Origin of the sequence: Flavobacterium sp. CF108 (assembly GCF_900129795.1) — a bacterium.
In the GTDB taxonomy this organism is placed as follows: domain Bacteria; phylum Bacteroidota; class Bacteroidia; order Flavobacteriales; family Flavobacteriaceae; genus Flavobacterium.
Genome location: NZ_FQWW01000008.1, coordinates 119320 through 139134, shown reverse-complemented (window position 1 = coordinate 139134; position 19815 = coordinate 119320). Strand labels below are relative to the sequence as shown.

At 35.1% G+C, this 19815-nt stretch carries 10 protein-coding genes; all 10 read left to right on the top strand.

The window, feature by feature from the left end; genetic code table 11:
• Positions 1-2 precede the first annotated feature (2 nt).
• On the top strand, positions 3-1034 hold the full coding sequence (locus BUE10_RS20275; RefSeq protein WP_073488406.1) for a glycoside hydrolase family 53 protein: 1032 nt from the start codon (positions 3-5) through the stop codon (positions 1032-1034).
• Between the two features lie 209 nt (positions 1035-1243).
• The gene (locus BUE10_RS20270; protein WP_234984777.1) at positions 1244-3622 is read left to right on the top strand and encodes a DUF4982 domain-containing protein; all 2379 of its coding nucleotides are present in this window, start codon (positions 1244-1246) and stop codon (positions 3620-3622) included.
• Between the two features lie 900 nt (positions 3623-4522).
• Positions 4523-7261, top strand: coding sequence for a substrate-binding domain-containing protein (locus tag BUE10_RS20265; RefSeq protein ID WP_073488403.1), 2739 nt, complete (start codon positions 4523-4525; stop codon positions 7259-7261).
• Between the two features lie 621 nt (positions 7262-7882).
• Positions 7883-9241: a sugar porter family MFS transporter gene (locus BUE10_RS20260; protein WP_073488400.1), complete on the top strand. Its 1359-nt coding sequence runs from the start codon at positions 7883-7885 to the stop codon at positions 9239-9241.
• Positions 9204-10811: a glycoside hydrolase family 32 protein gene (locus BUE10_RS20255; RefSeq protein WP_073488398.1), complete on the top strand. Its 1608-nt coding sequence runs from the start codon at positions 9204-9206 to the stop codon at positions 10809-10811. The genes BUE10_RS20260 and BUE10_RS20255 overlap by 38 nt, the downstream gene beginning before the upstream one ends.
• 15 nt (positions 10812-10826) lie before the next feature.
• Positions 10827-13931 carry a SusC/RagA family TonB-linked outer membrane protein gene (locus BUE10_RS20250; RefSeq protein ID WP_073488395.1) on the top strand — a complete coding sequence of 1035 codons (3105 nt, stop codon included), beginning with the start codon at positions 10827-10829 and terminating at the stop codon, positions 13929-13931.
• Between the two features lie 21 nt (positions 13932-13952).
• Positions 13953-15644 carry a RagB/SusD family nutrient uptake outer membrane protein gene (locus BUE10_RS20245; protein ID WP_073488392.1) on the top strand — a complete coding sequence of 564 codons (1692 nt, stop codon included), beginning with the start codon at positions 13953-13955 and terminating at the stop codon, positions 15642-15644.
• A gap of 20 nt (positions 15645-15664) precedes the next feature.
• On the top strand, positions 15665-17062 hold the full coding sequence (locus tag BUE10_RS20240; RefSeq protein WP_091290783.1) for a DUF4960 domain-containing protein: 1398 nt from the start codon (positions 15665-15667) through the stop codon (positions 17060-17062).
• A gap of 21 nt (positions 17063-17083) precedes the next feature.
• Positions 17084-18634 carry a glycoside hydrolase family 32 protein gene (locus tag BUE10_RS20235; RefSeq protein WP_083598208.1) on the top strand — a complete coding sequence of 517 codons (1551 nt, stop codon included), beginning with the start codon at positions 17084-17086 and terminating at the stop codon, positions 18632-18634.
• A gap of 90 nt (positions 18635-18724) precedes the next feature.
• Positions 18725-19609 (top strand): carbohydrate kinase family protein, encoded by an 885-nt coding sequence (locus tag BUE10_RS20230; protein ID WP_073488383.1) that lies wholly within the window; start codon positions 18725-18727, stop codon positions 19607-19609.
• The last annotated feature ends 206 nt before the right edge of the window (positions 19610-19815 follow it).

Below are 19815 nucleotides of genomic sequence, written 5' to 3'. Positions count from 1 at the left end.
ACATGAAAAAAATATTTAAAATTGCCTCTTTTTTAATGCTGATTGGTATTGCTTTTACTTCGTGTAAATCAAAAATGATCAGCGAAAAAAACTCCTTTTCAAACGGAGCAGATGTAGGCTGGCTGCCGCAAATGGAAGCAACAGGTTATAAATTTTATGATGCAGACGGTTCTCAAAAAGACTGTCTGCAATTATTAAAAGACCGCGGAATAAATACCATTCGTTTGCGCGTTTGGGTAAACCCCAATGATGATAAAGCCAGCGGACACTGTAGTCCCCAAGAAACAGTTGTCATGGCGGTTCGCGCGCAAAAAATGGGAATGCGTATCATGATCGATTTTCATTACAGCGATTCATGGGCAGATCCCGGCAAACAAAATAAACCTGCGGCATGGGCAAAACATTCTTTTCCGGAATTGTTGACCGATGTTTATCAGCATACTTATGATGTTTTGAAACTGTTGAAAAAAGCCGGAGTAACTCCGGAATGGGTTCAGGTAGGAAATGAAATTCCGGGCGGTATGCTTTGGCCGGAAGGCAGCACAGACAATTTTAGTCAGTTAGCACAATTACTTGATAAAGGATATGAAGCGACAAAAGCTATCGACCCAAAAATTAAAGTAATTGTTCACTTAGATGAAGGAAATAAAAGTGAAAAATTCAGATGGTTTTTTGATAAAGCGACTGAAAATAAGGTAAAATATGATGTAATTGGATTGTCCTATTATCCATATTGGATCAAAACCGATTATCAAAGCACGATTTTAGATTTAGAAAATAATCTAAAAGATATGGCTTCACGATACAATAAAGAAGTTATGGTTGTTGAAGTTGGCGGAGATTTTGAACAAGTACAAAACACCAAAGAAATGCTTGAAGCTACTATAAAAGCGGTAAAAAGTGTGCCTAATAATAAAGGTTTAGGAGTTATTTATTGGGAACCACAAGGCGAAAAAAGCTGGAGCGGTTATCAACTTAATGCTTGGCTTTCTGACGGAAAACCTTCGCCGGCATTGGATGCTTTTAAAGAATAAATATTTCTTTAATTAAAAATTAAAAATTAAAAATTAAAAATTAAAAATTAAAAATTAAAAATTAAAAATTAAATTTTACCATTAAGATATTAAGTTTCATAAAGCTAAATTATCTTAATGTCTTAATGGTGAAAAAATTAAAACAGAAAATGAAATTAATTTTTAGATCAATATTCTTCTTATTTCTACTTGTTTTTTCGTCTGGAAAAATGATGTCACAATCCACTACAGTTATTTTAAAAGATAACTGGCGCTTTTCTGCAGCAGTAAAAGGAGATGCTTTTTCTGTAGATTTTGATGCTTCAAAATGGGAAAAAGTTAGTGTTCCTCACGATTGGGCAATTTACGGACCTTTTGATAAAGAATGGGATAAACAAGTTTCGGCAATTGAACAAAACGGAGAAAAAATTCCTACCGAAAAAACGGGTCGTACCGGAGCACTTCCGCATATTGGAACAGGCTGGTATCGCAATACATTTTCGCTTCCGGAATTTAAAAAAGGAAAAAAAGCACTTCTTATTTTTGAAGGCGCAATGAGTGAACCTCAGGTTTATTTGAATGGAAAAAAAATAGGAAATTGGGGTTACGGATACAGCTATTTTTATATCGATATTACCAACGATCTCAAAGTAGGTTCAGAAAATGTATTGGCTGTAAAATTGACCAATTTGCCATTTTCTTCAAGATGGTATCCCGGTGCAGGTCTTTATAGAAAAGTTAGCATTGAAGTAAAAGAGGAGGAAAGTTTTGTACAATGGGGCACTTTTATTACGACTCCGGAAATGAAAGCGGATAATGCTATTGTTGATATTAAAGCTGAGGTTATTGGCAGTAATGGGGCGATGGTAACCCAAATAAAAGATGCCGATAATAATGTAGTAGCAACACAGAAAGATACAGAAATTAAGGGTGGAAAATTCCATCAAATAATGTCAGTTGCAAACCCTCATTTATGGAGTCCTGAAACACCTTATTTATATACGGCAGTAACCAAATTATATGCGTCCGACGGAACTTTAAAAGACGAACAAAACATAAAATTTGGTATACGATTTATTAAATACGAACCCAATAAAGGATTTAGCCTTAATGGTAAAGTGACAAAATTTAAAGGAGTTTGTCTTCATCATGATTTGGGGCCTCTTGGTGCGGCTGTAAACAAAGCAGCACTTCGCAGACAGTTGACGATTCTAAAAGATATGGGATGTAATGCAATTCGCAGTTCTCATAATATGCCTTCTTTTGAACAACTTGAATTGGCTGACGAAATAGGGTTTATGTTTCTTGCAGAAAGTTTTGATGAATGGGCAAAGCCAAAAGTACAAAACGGATATCACCGCTTTTTTGAAGAATATGCAGAAAAAGATATTGTGAATTTAGTGAGAGCGACACGCAATCATCCTTGTATTGTAATGTGGAGTTCAGGAAACGAAGTTCCCGATCAATACGGAGCCGAGGGTTTGACAAGAGCGAAGTTTTTGCAGGATGTTTTTCATAGAGAAGATCCTACGCGCCCTGTAACGGTGGGAATGGATCAGGTAAAACAGACTATGGCATCCGGTTTTGGATCTTTATTAGATGTTCCCGGATTGAATTACAGAGTTCATCTTTATGAAGAAGCTTATAAATCATTCCCACAAGGATTTATTTTAGGTTCAGAAACTGCTTCAACAGTAAGTTCAAGAGGAATTTATAAATTTCCGGTTGTGCAGCAAAAAGAAAAACAATATGATGATTTTCAATGTTCGTCTTATGATCTTGAAGCTTGCAGTTGGTCCAATGTTCCAGATGAAGATTTTGTACTTCAGGATGACAAACCGTGGGTTATTGGCGAATTTGTCTGGACAGGTTTTGATTATTTAGGAGAACCAACGCCTTATGACGAAAAATGGCCATCAAGAAGTTCTTATTTTGGGATTTCTGATTTGGCTGGACTTCCTAAAGACCGTTTTTATCTTTACAGAAGCAGATGGAATACAACGGATAAAACGCTTCATATTCTGCCACATTGGAACTGGAAAGGAAGAGAAGGCGAAATTACTCCGGTTTTCGTTTACACCAATTACGACAGCGCTGAGCTTTTTGTAAATGGAAAAAGTATGGGAGTACAGAAAAAAAATAATTCAAGTCCGCAGAATCGTTATCGTTTAATGTGGAATGATGTAAAATATGAACCTGGAACTGTAAAAGTAACAGCATTTGATTCAAATGGAAAAATAGCAGCAGAAAACGAGATTAAAACTGCTGGAGATCCATATAAAATTGTGCTCGACGCAGATCGCCAAACTATCAAAGCTGATGGTGAAGATATATCTTTTGTAACGGTTTCAGTAGTAGATAAAAATGGAATTCCGTGTCCTACAGCTGTTAATGAATTACAATTTAAAGTAACCGGAGCCGCCACTTACAGAGCAGCATGTAATGGTGATGCCACATCATTAGAAATATTTCACCAGAATAAAATGAAGCTTTTCAGCGGTAAACTTGTGGTCCTGGTTAAAGCAGTCAAAACTGCAGGTGCAATCCAATTGGAAGTAACAGGTAAAGGGCTTCAGAAAGGTAAAATAAATTTAAAGTCAGAACTTTAATATAATTTTCTTTTCAAAATTACTTTTGAATCCCTTATTGCTCACAGAAAGGAAAATAAGGCCACTGTATTTTAGTGGCTTTGTTTTTTTACGTTCGTCCCATCTGTTTTTTCTTATCAATGTACTAAAGGTTCTTAGAAATTTTGGTGCAAATTTTGCCTAATCCCTAACTTTTGAATCTGATGCGTTAAAACTTATGTGATGAAAGAAAAATGCATAAAAAACGCTAAAACTGATGTTTTAACGTTTTTTTTTAAGTGACTCTGACGGTACAAAATTCGAACCACTTATTGGAAGATTTGAAGACTTTAAATGAATTGCAAATGCATTTTTTTATTATATCGTAATGAAACAGATTCGGATAGCTGCAAATTTTTTTAATGTATATTTTAATGATAGCCAAATTATTTTTAAATAAAATATTCTATTGTGAATGGGGAAAGAAAAGAAGTTTTTCCATCTGGAACTGGGACTTGTGAAGTTTGTTACCATCCAACCTTAGCAAAATGCGGCAGCCAAAAAGTTAGGACTTTCTTTTAGTAGAAATTTTGATACCATTTATAGCAGGATTAGAGGATCAAAAGAAGCATACTTTTAATATCTGCAGATAGTAACTTATTAAATTGTCTCAGTCCTAAAATCGTTAGTCTGATTCTTCCTAAAAGAAAATATCTTATGAAAATTAACAGAGTTGACAGCAAAAATTAGAGAAGTAGTAGATATGGTGTGAGAAAATTTTATTTTACAATTACATGAAATAAAAGTTTAATTTTACTTTCTAAATTATATACCTTTCTTACTTGTCATCACAAAATAATCCTTCCTAATTATTTTGACAAGTTGTTGGTACAAGAAGGTATTTTTAAGGACTCATTTTCATTTACATAAACTTATAATTTCATGTATCAATTTGTAAAATATATTTTGATGCTTTTTTTAGCATCATTAAGTTTAGTTTCCTGCAAACAAAAACAGGGAGATAAAATCAAAGTTGGGTTTTCTCAGGCAATGACCACTGATGATTGGCGCAAACAAATGAACAGCTCCATTAAAATTGAAGCTTCACTGCACCCTGAAGTCGATTTAAAAATTAGCGACGCCAATAATAATATCGAGAAGCAAATCGAAGACATAGAAAGATTCATTTCTAATAAAGTAGATGTTATTATTGTATCTCCAATTCAATCTAAACCTTTAACCGCCGTTGTCGAAAAATCGATAAAAGCCGGAATCCCGGTTCTTGTAGTAGACCGTAAAATTGATGGCGAAAACTACACCGCTTATCTTGGAGCCGATAACATAGAAATTGGCAGAATTGCCGCCAGATATATTATTTCGCACAGTAAAGGCTCGGGTAAAATTATCGAAATTACCGGAGCAAATGGATCTTCGCCAGCGTATGAGCGCAGCCTCGGGTTTGATCAGATAATCAATGAAAATAAGCGTTTCAAAATTGAAAATATCATTCATGGCGATTGGGAAGGAGAATCGGTTAAAGTGCCTTTAAAAACAATTCTTTTACAAAATCCTGACATTGAATATATTTTTGCCCATAATGATCGTATGGCTTTAAGTGCGTGGGAAACGGCAAAAACGGTTGGATTAGAAAAGAAAATTAAATTTATTGGTGTTGATGGACTGAATACAGTAAATGGCGGAATAGAATTGGTGAAAAATGGTGTTTTGGATGGAACTATTTTATATCCGACAGGAGGAAACGAAGCGTTGAAACTGGCTTTGAAAATGTATAATAAAGAGCCAATTTCTAAAAATAATATCCTCAATACAATTGTTATCGACCGAAATAATGCTGAAATTATCGAAAACCAAATGGATAAAGTCGATCAGCAGCAAACAGTTATTGAATCGCAGCAAGGAGCGATAAAAGTACAGGAAAGAGAATATGCTTCACAGAATAATCTGGTTAGGTTACTGAGCTTTTTTCTAGTGATTATTTTAAGTTTGACGATTTATAGTATTTATTCAACGATTTCTATTTCAAGAAAGAAAAAACAACTCGAAAGGATTAATCAAACTGTAATTGACCAAAATAATGAAATTCAGGAAATGGCAAAAATTGCGGAAAGAAGCAATGAAGCAAAACTGAATTTCTTTACAGGACTTTCACATGAATTTAAAACACCTATAACTTTGATAATGAGTTATGTGGAGTCGTTAATTGAAAATGAAAAAATTAAAGGAACAGCACTTATTGATGAAGTAAAACTGATTCATAAAAACTCAAACAGATTGCTGCGATTAATAAATCAGCTATTGGATTTTAGAAAAATTGAAGAGCAAAAATTTACGTTAAGAGCTTCAAATACTAAGATTTATGATTTTACAAACGAAGTAATGACCAACTTTAAAGGCGAAGCTGCACGAAGAAATATTGATTTTCAGCTTACGTGCAAAAATAAAAGCGTGGAGCTGTTTATTGATAAAGGTTTGATGGATAAAGTATATTTCAATCTGCTTTCGAATGCTTTCAAATTTACGCCTGATAACGGAAAAATAACTATTTCGATAATCGAAAATCAAGATAATACAGTTAAAATTAGTTTTAAGGATTCAGGAATTGGAATACCTGAAAATGAATTGTCTAACGTTTTTAATCCGTTTTTCAGAGCTTCAAATAATAATAAAAACAGTTCAGGAATTGGACTTCACTTGTCAAAAGAATTTGTGCTTTTGCATCAGGGAACTATCGAATTAAAATCAAAACAAGGAAGCGAATTTGTAATTACCTTATTAAAAGGAAACAGTCATTTACAGCCTTCGGAAATTATAAATAAAGCCGAAAATAATAATATAACCCCAAATTTAATTACAGATAATTTAGATATTGAATCTGATTTAAGTGAAGCAAATGTAATTTCTGAATCAGAAAAACATACTCTTTTGGTTATAGAAGACAATATAGATTTGGTTACATTTCTAAAAGCAAAATTATCAAACGAATATGTGGTTCATACTTCTGACGGAAGCGATGCTATTGAAAAAGCAATGGAAATTGTTCCCGATATCATTATTTGTGACATTAATTTGGTTGACAAAGACGGCTACGAGATTAGTAAAGAATTGAAAAAAGATTTACGTTCGTCACATATTCCAATTATTATTTTAACAGCGCAAAGCAACAAGGAATCTGTTTTGAAAGGATTGCAAAGCGGCGTAGATCAATATCTTACCAAACCTTTTAGCCTTTCGATTTTAAAACAATCTATTTCGAGTCTGCTTTTCAACAGAGAGAAACTTCGTTATTATTATACCAATAATATTTATCGCGTTGAACCTGAGTCTAAATTTGGCAATCAGGAACAATCATTTATTACCAAAATGAATGATATTATTAAGAAGAATGTTGAAGATCCTAAATTCTCGGTTGAGGATTTAGCTGATAAACTTGGAGTTTCAAGAGTTCAGCTGTATCGAAAGGTAAAAGCCATTATCGGGATTAATATCAGCGATCATATTAATAATGTAAAATTAGAGAAGGCTGCAGAGCTTTTAAAGTCAAATGAGATGAATATTTCTGAAATAGCCTACTCACTTGGATTCTCTTCTCCAAACTACTTTTCTACAGCTTTTAAAAATAAATTTGGAATTTCACCAAAGGAATACAAATCTTCAAATTAGTTAGAATCTTGAGAGATTAGAAGATCTTAAATTGCCTCCAGCTTCAGTTCAATGTCCATAGCCCAAGGTTTCAACCTTGGGAAATAAATAGAATTAATCTCGAAAAGACCGCTATCGCTCGGGTCTCATTCGTCGAAATAACAATATTATGTTTAAGCTTTGCACCTTTGTGAGAGATTAGGAGATTTAAATTGCCTCCAGCTTCAGCTGGAGTTATAAAATAAAGGCAAGAATGGCTTTAGCTTTTGGCTAAAGCCGCATTTATGACCAATCCTATAATCTCTAGCTGAAGCTGGAGGCAGTTCAAAAAAAGAGAAATAGTTCTTAAAATTTTAACCTAAAATCTTCTGTACTTATAATTTTAACAACTTAGAACCTCAGTACCTTTGTTACTTAGTTCCTTTTTCAAGCAAATCTAGTATCAATTTCAAACCTAATGTAACAAAATCGAAACTACACGGTTTTCGTAAATAAATTTTAAATCCTGTAAAGCCTTGTAAATAAAGGCTTTGCTGTTTAAGTATCAAACTATCAATAATTATAGGATTAAATTGTAACATCATTAAAAATAAGTTGTTTTTTTTGCGGATATCTTAGCGGCAAGTTTTTAATACATGTACAATGAATAAGATATTGATTTGGTCTGTTACTGCTGCACTGGCAGGTTTTCTATTCGGTTTCGATACCGTAGTTATTTCGGGAGCTGATAAACAATTGCAGCTTCTTTGGCATTCATCTGATGCTTTTCACGGATCTGTTGTTATGGCAATGGCACTTTGGGGAACAGTTGTAGGTGCTATTTTTGGAGGAATCCCAACAAATAAAATAGGCCGTAAAAAAACACTGTTCTGGATCGGGATTTTATATTTCCTTTCAGCCATTGGTGCTGCTTTTGCAAATGACCCTTATGTTTTTGCCGCATTTAGATTTATTGGAGGTTTAGGTGTTGGTGCTTCAACCATTGCTGCTCCGGCGTATGTTTCTGAAATTGCTCCGGCTGACAAACGCGGACGATTAGTAGCTTTATATCAGTTTAATATTGTATTAGGAATCTTAATTGCTTTTATATCCAATTACTTTTTAAAAGATATTGGCGAAAACGCCTGGCGCTGGATGATTGGAGTTCAGGCTATTCCGTCTTTTATTTATATTCTTTTTATACTTACGATTCCGGAAAGTCCAAGATGGTTATTATCTAAAAACCGAGATGAAGAAGCACGTAAAGTGTTGTCTAAAATTGATCCGTCGGCAAATCTTAAAGACATTATGGACGATTCAAGAGAAAATGGCGTTACTAAACACGAAAATATCTTCATGAAAAAATACCGTTTTCCGTTAATGCTGGCTTTTTTAATTGCATTTTTCAATCAGTTTTCAGGAATCAATGCCTTTTTATATTATGCGCCAAGAATTTTTGAAGAAGCAGGTTTAGGACAAAATACAGCATTATTGAGCAGCATCGGAATCGGAATTACGAATCTTATATTTACTTTAATCGGTGTGGCATTAATTGACAAATTAGGAAGAAAGTTGTTAATGTACATTGGTTCTGTTGGATATATTATTTCTTTGGGATTAGTCTCGGCTTCTTTTTATTACAATTGGGGAGGATTATCAGTACCTGTTTTCCTTTTCTTATTCATTGCTTCGCATGCCATTGGGCAGGGAGCCGTTATCTGGGTTTTCATCTCAGAAATTTTTCCAAATCACATTCGTGCTTCAGGACAGGCTTTTGGAAGCTCAGTACATTGGGTTCTGGCAGCGATTATTCCATCTTTAATTCCAATGTTATTCTCAGAAATTGGCCCGGAAGTCGTCTTTTTAATTTTCACTTTGATGATGGTGCTTCAATTGCTGTTTGTAATTTTTATGATGCCTGAAACCAAAGGCATTTCTTTAGAAGTATTAAGTGAAAATCTAACCAAAAAAAATACCAAAAAACATGAAATCAAAGAAACATCTGCCGCTCGCATTTTATAGTGCAGTAATACTCTCAATAGGAGGTTGTAAACCGTACTCGGCTGCTGCACAAACGACTGCTGTTTCAGTGTCAACTCCTGCAGAAGAAAAAATGTACCGTCCAAACTTTCATTTTACACCAAAAAAAGGCTGGATGAACGACCCAAACGGAATGTTTTATGCCAACGGATATTATCACTTATTGTATCAACATTATCCTGATGGAAATAAATGGGGACCAATGCATTGGGGACACGCAATCAGCAAAGATTTAATAAAATGGGAAGAACAGCCAATTGCAATTTATCCGGACAATGACAAATATATTTTTTCAGGAAGTGCTGTTGTAGATGTAAATAATACATCAGGTTTAGGCACCGGAAAAACAGCTCCAATTGTAGCGATTTATACGCTGCATAATATGACAAAAGAAAAAGAAAACAAAATTGATGTCGAACAGCAGGATATTGCATATTCGAATGACAACGGTTTTACATGGCAGAAATTTGAGGAAGGAAATCCTGTCGTGAAAAACCCCGGAATTCGTGATTTTCGTGATCCAAAAGCAGCTTGGGATGAAACGCACAAACAATGGATATTGATTTTGGCAGCCCAGGACAGATCTCAGTTTTATAAATCGAAAGACCTTAAAAACTGGGAATATTTATCTGATTTCGGAAAAAATATCGGAGCTCACGGTGGCGTTTGGGAATGCCCGGATTTTTTTCAGATAAAAGTACAGAGAACGAATGAAACCAAATGGGTTTTAATTCAGAGTTTAAATCCAGGCGGAGCCAATGGAGGTTCAGGAACGCAGTATTTCATTGGAGATTTTGACGGAAAAACTTTTACGCTTGATGCAAATTTTGCCAAAAGAGTAGAAAAGGAAAAAGCCGTTTGGATTGATTACGGAAAAGATAATTATGCAGGCGTAACCTGGAATAATGTTCCGAGTGCAGACGGGCGACGATTATTTATTGGATGGATGTCTAATTGGGATTATGCGCAACAAGTACCAACTTTTGGTTGGAGAAGCGCTACTACAATTGCTCGTGAAATTCAGTTAATCAAAAAAGGAAATGACTATAGTTTAGTTAGTAATCCAGTGAAAGAAATAAACAAATATGTTTCTAAAACCCTTAAAGTAAAAACCCTGAAAGGAAAAGGGAAACTTTCGATTCCGGAAGCAGGAAAAATTGATTTAACTCAGGCAATTATCAATTTTAATTTAAAAAACTTAAAACAAGATACATACACTTTTACACTTTCAAACGCAGTTGGTGGATCTTTGACCTTCGGAATCAATAATTCAGATCATTATTTATTTGTGGATCGCTCAAAATCTGGAAAAAACGATTTCTCAGAAAAATTTGCTGCAACGATTACCAAAGCAGCGTTAAATGGAAATCAAAAAGAAGGTGTTTTTAAAATCGTTTTAGACAAAACTTCAATTGAAATATTTTACAATAATGGCGAAAAAGTAATAACCGAAATCTTTTTCTCAAACCAGTCCTTTACATCTCTGTCTGTTTCTTCAAATGAAGGAATCGAATTGAGTAATCTCGTATTTAACCAATTAAATATAAACTAACCAAAACTACTAACTATGAAAACCAAAATTATTTATTTTCTATTTTTCTTTTTTCCGATGCTGATTATGACAGCACAGGAAGGAGGGATTAAAGGAACAGTAATTTCGTCAGATGACGGAATGCCGCTTCCGGGAGCAACTGTAACTATCTCTGGTACAAATACCAGTACAGCGACAGATTTTGATGGAAATTTCTCTTTCCAGGAAATAAATTCAGACGCCGTAATTGTTGTTTCTTTTATCGGATTTACACCGCAATCGATTTCTGTTAAAGGAGAAAAAATGTTCAAAATAACTTTGAAACTCGATAACAATCAACTGAATGAAGTTGTTGTAACAGGATACTCAAAACAAAAGAAAACGGATATTACCGGAGCCGTTGCTGTTGTAAACATGAAGGAAGTTATGAAACAACCGGAACCAAATCCAATTAAAGCGTTACAAGGAAGAGTAGCGGGGGTGAAAATTTCGTCTGACGGATCACCGAGCGGTGCAAATACAAAAGTGGTGATTCGTGGTGTAGGTACTTTAAACAACACAGACCCGCTTTATGTAATTGACGGAATGCCAACCAAGTCCGGAATGCATGAATTGAATCCGAATGATATTGAAACGATTCAGGTTTTAAAAGATGCTTCCTCGGCAAGTATTTATGGTTCTCGTGCCTCAAACGGTGTAATTATCATTACGACCAAAAAAGGAAAAGAAGGTAAAATGAGAATTAATTTTAGCACTTATACTTCTATTTCTGATTATTCAAGAAAGCAGAAAGTGCTAAATGCAGATCAATTTGGTCAGGTTTTATGGCAGGCAAATATTAACGATGGATTAAATCCAAACAATAATAACCTGCGTTACCAGTTTGACTGGTCGGTAAATAACAACAAACCACAATTAAATAAAGTTTTGGTTCCTGAATATTTAGATGCAGATCAAACTCTTAAAGCTTCAAATACAGATTGGTACGATGCAATTTCGCAAACCGGAACAGCAAATTCTTATGATCTATCAGTTTCAAATGCATCTGATAAAGGAAGTTATGTTTTTTCTTTGGGTTATTACGGAAATGAAGGTGTTGTAAAAACAACTGATTTCGAAAGAATTTCTGCCAGGATGAATGGTTCTTATAAATATTTTGATGGCAAATTAGTTATCGGCGAAAACTTTAGTTTCAATCGTACGAACGAGGTTACAGATCCCGGAGTTTTAGACCCTGCGCTTCGTGCTTTGCCAATTATTCCCGTACACACCGTTGACGGAAAAGGCTGGGGCGGACCAGTAGGCGGAATGAACGACAGACAAAATCCGGTGCGTCTTTTAGAGTATAATAAAGACAATAAATACGATTATTTACGCCTTTTTGGTAATGCGTATGCCGATTTAGAAATCATCAAAAATCTTCACGTCAAAACCAGTTTTGGTATCGATTACGGGTTTTACAAAAAACGGACTTTACAAAGAAGTTATAAATCGGGTTATTTGCAAAACGACCAAACATCGGTTACAATTGATCAATCGGTGAGTGATAAATGGACGTGGACAAACACTGCAATTTATAGTTTGAATTTCGGAAAAAGCAATTTGAATTTAATGGCTGGAACCGAGATGTACAAAGACATTTACGACACAACGACTTTACGTAAAAACGATTTCTTAATCGAAACACCGGATTATATGTATCCAGATGCAGGAACTGGAGAATCGTTTACAAGTGGAACATCAACAACATATTCATTGCTTTCTTATTTTGGAAAAGCTGATTATGAGTTTGATAATCGTTATTTGCTTTCGGCTACAATTCGCCGTGATGGCTCGTCCCGTTTTGGAAAAAATAATCAATTCGGAACCTTTCCGGCAGTTTCAGCAGGATGGAGAATCAGCAATGAAAATTTCATTAAAAATAATGCCCCTGTTTTCTCTGATTTAAAACTGCGTGCGGGATGGGGACAAACTGGAAATCAGGAAATTAGCAATACTGCTGTTTACAGTTTGTATTTGGCAAGTTACGCAGGCGGAAGTCCAACCTGGGCAACTTCTTTTGGTACGGCTTACGATATTGCAGGAAACGGAAATGGTCTGCTTCCGTCTGGTTTTATCGCAACGCAATCCGGTAATGATGACTTAAAATGGGAAACTACTACACAAACCAACATCGGTTTAGATTTTGGATTATTCAAACAAAAATTAAGCGGATCTGTTGATTATTATATCAAAAAAACAGAAGATATTTTGGTTTTGCCACCTTATCTAGGAGTAATTGGCGAAGGTGGAAACCGCTGGGTAAACGGAGCTTCGATGGAAAATAAAGGATGGGAATTTACTTTAGGATATCATGATGAAACTTCATTTGGATTAAAATATGATATTTCTGCTAATGTTTCGGCAAACAAAAACAAGATTACACAATTGCCGGATGAAGTAAAAAACAATTATGTCGGAGACGGATTAAACGATAATATTTTAGGCCGACCAATTAATTCTATGTACGGTTATGTGGCCGACGGATTGTTTAAAAGTCAGGGCGAAGTAGACAACTCGGCTATTCAGGAAGGGAAAGGCCTTGGGAGAATTCGTTACAAAGATTTAAATGGAGATGGAACTATCACGGATAAAGATCGTACCTGGATTGGGAATCCAAACCCGGGTTTGCTTTACGGATTTAATTTAGGATTAGGATATAAAAATTGGGATTTCACTACTTTCTGGGAAGGAGCAGGTAATGTTGATGTGATTAATAATACAAAATATCAAACTGATTTTTGGAGTGTTGATGATGTAGGTTCTAATAAAGGAACTCGTTTGTTAAACGCTTGGTCTTTAGACAATCCAAACTCTACAATTCCGGCTTTAACAACAGTAGACAGAAATGCAGAATCAAGATTTTCAACTTATTATGTAGAAAACGGAAACTATCTTAAACTGCGTGTTTTACAATTTGGCTACAGCCTGCCAAAAGATTTATTGAAAAAAATGAATTTCGACAGCTTTAGATTTTACATCAGCGGGCAGAATTTATTGATCATTGATGCTAAAAGTTTTACAGGTGTAGATCCTGAAAATGCAGGATTTGGATATCCGCAGCCAACCACTTTTACGGCTGGACTTAATTTTACATTATAATAAAAGTTTAAATCTAAAGACATGAAAAAAATACTATATATAACAGCTTTTTTTGTACTTGGAACCTTTGTTTCCTGTTCAGATTTTCTTGAAAATGATCCGCGAGGCGTTTTATCTGAAGAAGATATTGTGACGCCGGAATCAGTAGAAGGGTTTATGAATGCAGCCTATGCACAATTAGGAAATGACCACTATGATTCGCCATACAGTTTGTGGCCATTTGGGAATGTTCGTTCAGATGATGCTTATAAAGGCGGGAGCGGAACTAATGATATTCAGGATTTTCACTTTTTTGAAGTTTCGAACAATATCAGAGCTGATTTTGGAGAATTAGATTCTTTTTGGTACATCAGTTATGTGGGAGTTTCGAGAGCTAATAAAGCTTTAAAAGCATTAGAACAAATTTCGGAAGCTGAATATCCGTTGAAGAAAACACGTATGGCCGAGATGCGTTTTTTAAGAGGACATTTTTATTTTATGCTGAAAATCATGTTCAGAAATGTTCCTTATATCACAGAAGATATTCCTGTGGAAGATTACAAAACCATTTCAAACAAAGCACTTACAAACGAAGAACTTTGGAACAAAATTGCTGAAGATTTTCAGGCTGCTGCCGATAATCTACCGGAAACACAACCACAAGTTGGGCGTGCCACTCAAAAAGCTGCTTATGCTTATTTAGCAAAAACGCGTTTGTATCAGGCTTATACGCAAGACGAAACATTTGCTGTTACAGGAATCAATCAGCAGCATTTGCAGGAAGTAATTGCAGCGACTGATAAAGTAATTGGGAAAGCAAGTTTAGAACCTGATTTTGCCAATAACTTTTTGCCGGGAACTTATGAAAACGGAGCAGAATCAATCTTTTCTATTCAATTTTCAGACAATGACGGAACTTTATACGGAAGACTTAATTTCTCAGATGTCCTTTCGACTCCACAAGGTTTAGGATGCTGCGATTTTCATAAACCAAGTCAAAATTTAGTGAATGCGTTTAAAACCGGAACAAACGGTTTACCAGAATTTGATACCTACAACAATCAGGATTTTGACTATAAAAACATAAATGCAAATACAGTCGATCCAAGATTGTATCATACCGTTGCAATGCCAGGTTTGCCTTATAAATATGATCCTGAATTTTTATATGTTGAAGCCTGGGTAAGATCTCCGGGAACATATGGATATTTTGCATCATTAAAAGAAAACGTAGCTCCAAGCTGCAGCTGTGTAGTGAATATCGATCCGTTTTATGGAAATTCAAAAAACAGAATCCAAATTCGTTATGCCGATGTGATTTTGATGCGTGCCGAAGCTCTGATTGAATTAGGAAGACAAACCGAAGCTTTACCGTTAATCAATCAAATTAGAGAAAGGGCGGCGCAGAGTACAGGAAGACTTCCGTATGTGAACAACTTTAAAATCAACACTTATGTTGATGGAGTGAATTGCAACTGGACACAAGAGTTTGCCCGTAAAGCCATGCGTTGGGAACGCCGTTTAGAACTGGCGATGGAAGGAAATCGTTTCTTTGATTTAGTTCGCTGGGGTGTTACAGATCAGGTATTAAATGACTTTTATGCGGGAGAAAAAACAAAACGTACCTATTATCAGGATGCCTTTTTTGATGCTCATAAAGAAGAGTATTGCCCAATTCCGTTAAAGCAAATTAATTTCAGTCAGGGATTGTACAAACAAAATCCAGGTTATTAATCTATTTTAAGAACATCAATATGAGAAAATTTATATATAAAAATTGGAACAAAGTGTCTTTGATATTGACAATGGTTTTTATGATAACTGCCTGTGAAGATAGTTTCGAAAATGGCGGTTTTGATGTCAATTCACCTTCTAATGTTACTTCTTTTAAAATAAAAGGAGTAATAGGAGAAATCGATCAGAAATCAGGAAAGATTAACGTAACGATGCCTTACGGATCAGATATTACAGCGGTAACACCTGAAATTGTTTTACAGGCAGGCGCCACATCAAACCTTGATTTAACAACGCCTGTTAATTTTACAAATCCTGTAAAGTTTAGAGTGACAAACGGCAATTTATATAAAGATTATACAGTTACAGTTGTTGTTTTGAGTCCGATTAAGAGTTTTAAAATTAATGGAGTTGCTGCAACAGTCAATGATGTAAATAAAACTATCACAATGACTTTGCCTGAAGGTACCAATTTGAAAGCTTTGCAGCCTGTAATCGAATTAACCGAAGGAGTTTCTATTTCGCCAGCTTCAGGAACAGCGATTGATTTTAGTAATCCGGTAACTTTTGTGATAACGTCTAACGGAAAAAGCGTGAATTACACGGCTAACGTTGGCGTACCGGTAACAGGTTTAGTGGTTGCCTTTTTAGGAACTGCGGCAACAAGAGCAGAAATTACAAATATAGATGAAATCACAGCTGCCGATTGGTTCTTTACAACTTTTAACGGAGCAAAATATATTTCATTTAACAGTATTCAAAATGGTGCTGATTTAAGCGAGGTCGATGTTATTTGGTGGCATTTTGATTCGGCCGCAAATTTGCCTTCTGTAGCTTACAATCCTGCGGTAACAACGGCTTTGAAAAATTTCAGATCTAACGGAGGGAACTTACTTTTAACATCTTTTGCTTCTCAATACGTAGATGCTTTAGGAATTGTTCCTTCAGGAAAAGGACCGAATAATGTTTTTGGAGATTTTCCTCCAAACGGATTTGTAGACGGAAATTCATGGGGAATGTCATTTGTTGGGCACGAGAATCATCCAATTTTTGAAGGATTGACAACTTATGAAACCGGAAAAGCTAATTTATTGCAAAGCGGCACTTTCCGTTTAAATCATACTGCTTGGTGGTTTTTACCAGAATGGGGAGGTTATGGCAATGGAGAAGGCTGGAGAAACCAAACCGGAGGAACTAATTTAGCCAGTGAAGCTTGGGATAATGCCCTTGACGGAAGAGTTACAATTGCAGAGTTTCCAAACACAGGGACAGATAAAAATGTGATCGTGATTTCGATGGGAGCTTATGATTGGTATAATGAAACCAACAGCAGCGGAGTGCCAAGTCAGGCTAATGAATTCATTAATAATATCAAGCTTTTGACACAAAACAGCATCAATTATTTAGCTAAAAATTAATCTACTTTGAATTCAATAAAAATGAAATATAGAAATATAATAACGATGGCTTCCATTTTCTTTTCGCTTGTTTCATGCAGTCAGGAAGATGCTTATGTTGGAGGTTCAACATCGGGAGGCAATTCAGAGATAACCAGTATTTATCCTGTGCCGCCTTCGCAATGGATGGGAGGAAACGATCCGTATTTTAGTGCAGGTTATACAGGAGATATTATGCCATTTTTTGACAACGGAAAATTCCATATTTACTTTCTTCATGATGCGCAGAACAAACCTGCCGGAAAAGGGTTTCACGATATTCATGAATATTTAAGTACTGATTTGGCTCATTTTACCTACGAAGGGCAAATGATTCCATTCGGAAAAACTACTGATCCTGATTTTGCCATTGGCACAGGATCAGTTGTAAAAGTGGGTAATCTTTATTACTTTTATTACACCGGGCACAACGAAACACAGGCTTTTGTACAATCAAATGCAAGAGAAAGTGTATTGTGCGCGACAAGTACTGATTTGAAAAACTGGACAAAAGTTTCTTCGTTTAAAATTACTGCACCAGCCGGATATTATAATTATGATTTTAGAGATCCACATATATTTTATAATGAGGATCTGAAAAAATATTCGATACTGGTGAGCACACAGACTGAAGGACGAAAAGCAGTTTTATTGCATTTTACAAGTGCTGATCCGGCTTCGGGAAAATGGGAAATTCAAACGCCAATTTATACCACAACTCCGCAAGAGAATTATTTGATGATGGAATGTGCTGATATTTTTAAAATGGGAAATTATTGGTATTTGTTTTTCTCAGAAAATTGGAGCAGTGCAAAAGGAACGCATTACAGAATGTCATCATCGATTAACGGGCCTTGGCTTAAACCAGAAAATGACATGATTGACGGAGAATATTTTTATGCGGGAAAAACAGCTTCGGATGGAAATAAAAGATATATTTTTGGATGGAATGCCAGAAAAACTCCTGAGAATGATCTTGGAAATAAAGACTGGGCGGGAAATATGGTGATTCATGAATTAACACAAAATTCTGATGGAACTTTAGGAACTCAGGCACCACAAAAAGTAAAGGATTTATTTTCTAAAAACATAACTACGGAGGTTGACGCGACTTTAGGAAATGTAACCACAACTTCAGGAAATTATACTTTATCTGGTGTAACAAATAAAGCATCGGTAACGTTTAAATCTATAGGTAAAAAAGCTAAAATAAAAGCCGAGGTTACTTTAGAAAATACAAATGGTACTTCGGGATTTGTTTTTCATACCAATGATACAGGAAGTTATTATAAAATTGCTTTTGATGTAACAAAAGGTAAAATCATAGGATATAATTCTGCTTCACAAGAAGTAACAAGAATACCGTTTCAATTTCAGGTGAATACAAAATATGATGTTGAAATAATTGCTGAAGGAAGTGTTGTTGTACTTTACATTAACGGAAAAGCGGCTTTAACGAATCGTATTTACGGAAGGGACAAGAATAAATGGGGATTAATTGCTGAGGGACAAAACAGTATTTTTTCTAACCTTCAGATTACACAATCAGAATAACGTTAACAAAAATAAAACAGAATTCAAAATTTTAATCCAGGGATACTTAGGTTTGTAAATATTCCTGGATTTATAATAAATCACAAAAAAATGTCAAAAATAACATGTTACGGAGAAGTTTTATGGGATGTTTTTCCAGCTCATAAAAAAATAGGAGGAGCACCATTGAATGTAGCCATCCGTTTACATTCATTAGGAAACGAAGTGTCTATGATTAGTGCGATAGGAACTGATAATAAAGGAGAAAAATTGTTGTCTTACATAAAAGAGTTTGGTATAAAAACCGATCTTATTCAAATAAAACCGGATTTTAAAACAGGAAAAGTGAATGTCATGCTTAATGAAAAAGGTTCAGCATCTTATGATATTATGTTTCCAAGAGCCTGGGATAAAATCACGGTTTCAGAGAAAGCCACACGAAATGTCTCTGAGTCAGATGCTTTTGTTTTTGGGAGCTTAGTAGCCAGGGATTATACCTCCAGAGATACACTTTTAAGTTTGATTAGTGTGGCTAATTATTCTGTTTTTGATGTTAATTTACGTAAACCTTATTATACTGCCGATCTTTTAGTTACCCTTTTAAAAATGGCCGATTTCATTAAATTTAATGATGATGAATTGTTTGAAATAAGCAGGATTATGGGGTCTAAATATAATTCTTTAGAGCAGAATCTGCAGTTCATAGCCCGGAATACCAAAGCCAAAAGTATATGCGTGACAAAAGGAAGACACGGAGCAGTATTGCTGCACGAAAATAAACTTTTTTATAATAGTGGTTATGAAATTAATGTTGTGGATACCGTAGGAGCAGGAGATTCTTTTTTAGCCTCACTCATTAGTAAATTACTTAATAAGGCTGATCCTCAGGAAGCAATTGATTTTGCATGTGCTGTAGGTGCATTGGTAGCTAAAAGTGAAGGAGCCAACCCAACACTTACTATAGAAAAAATCCAGAATTTTATTGAACCCGAATAGATGGCAGCTAATGATGTTAGAATTTCTTTGATTTTAAACTGAAATTATTCATGAATTGCATATAGATACTAGAAATCACTTTATTTGCCACAGCCCTGAGTAATTCTTTGCCTAGATCCAGCAGGCTTTAAATTTGCTGGTTTTCTAGTTTTTAAAAATACTATATGCCACGATTCTGCCATAGAGATTTTGTTCGGTTTTAAAAA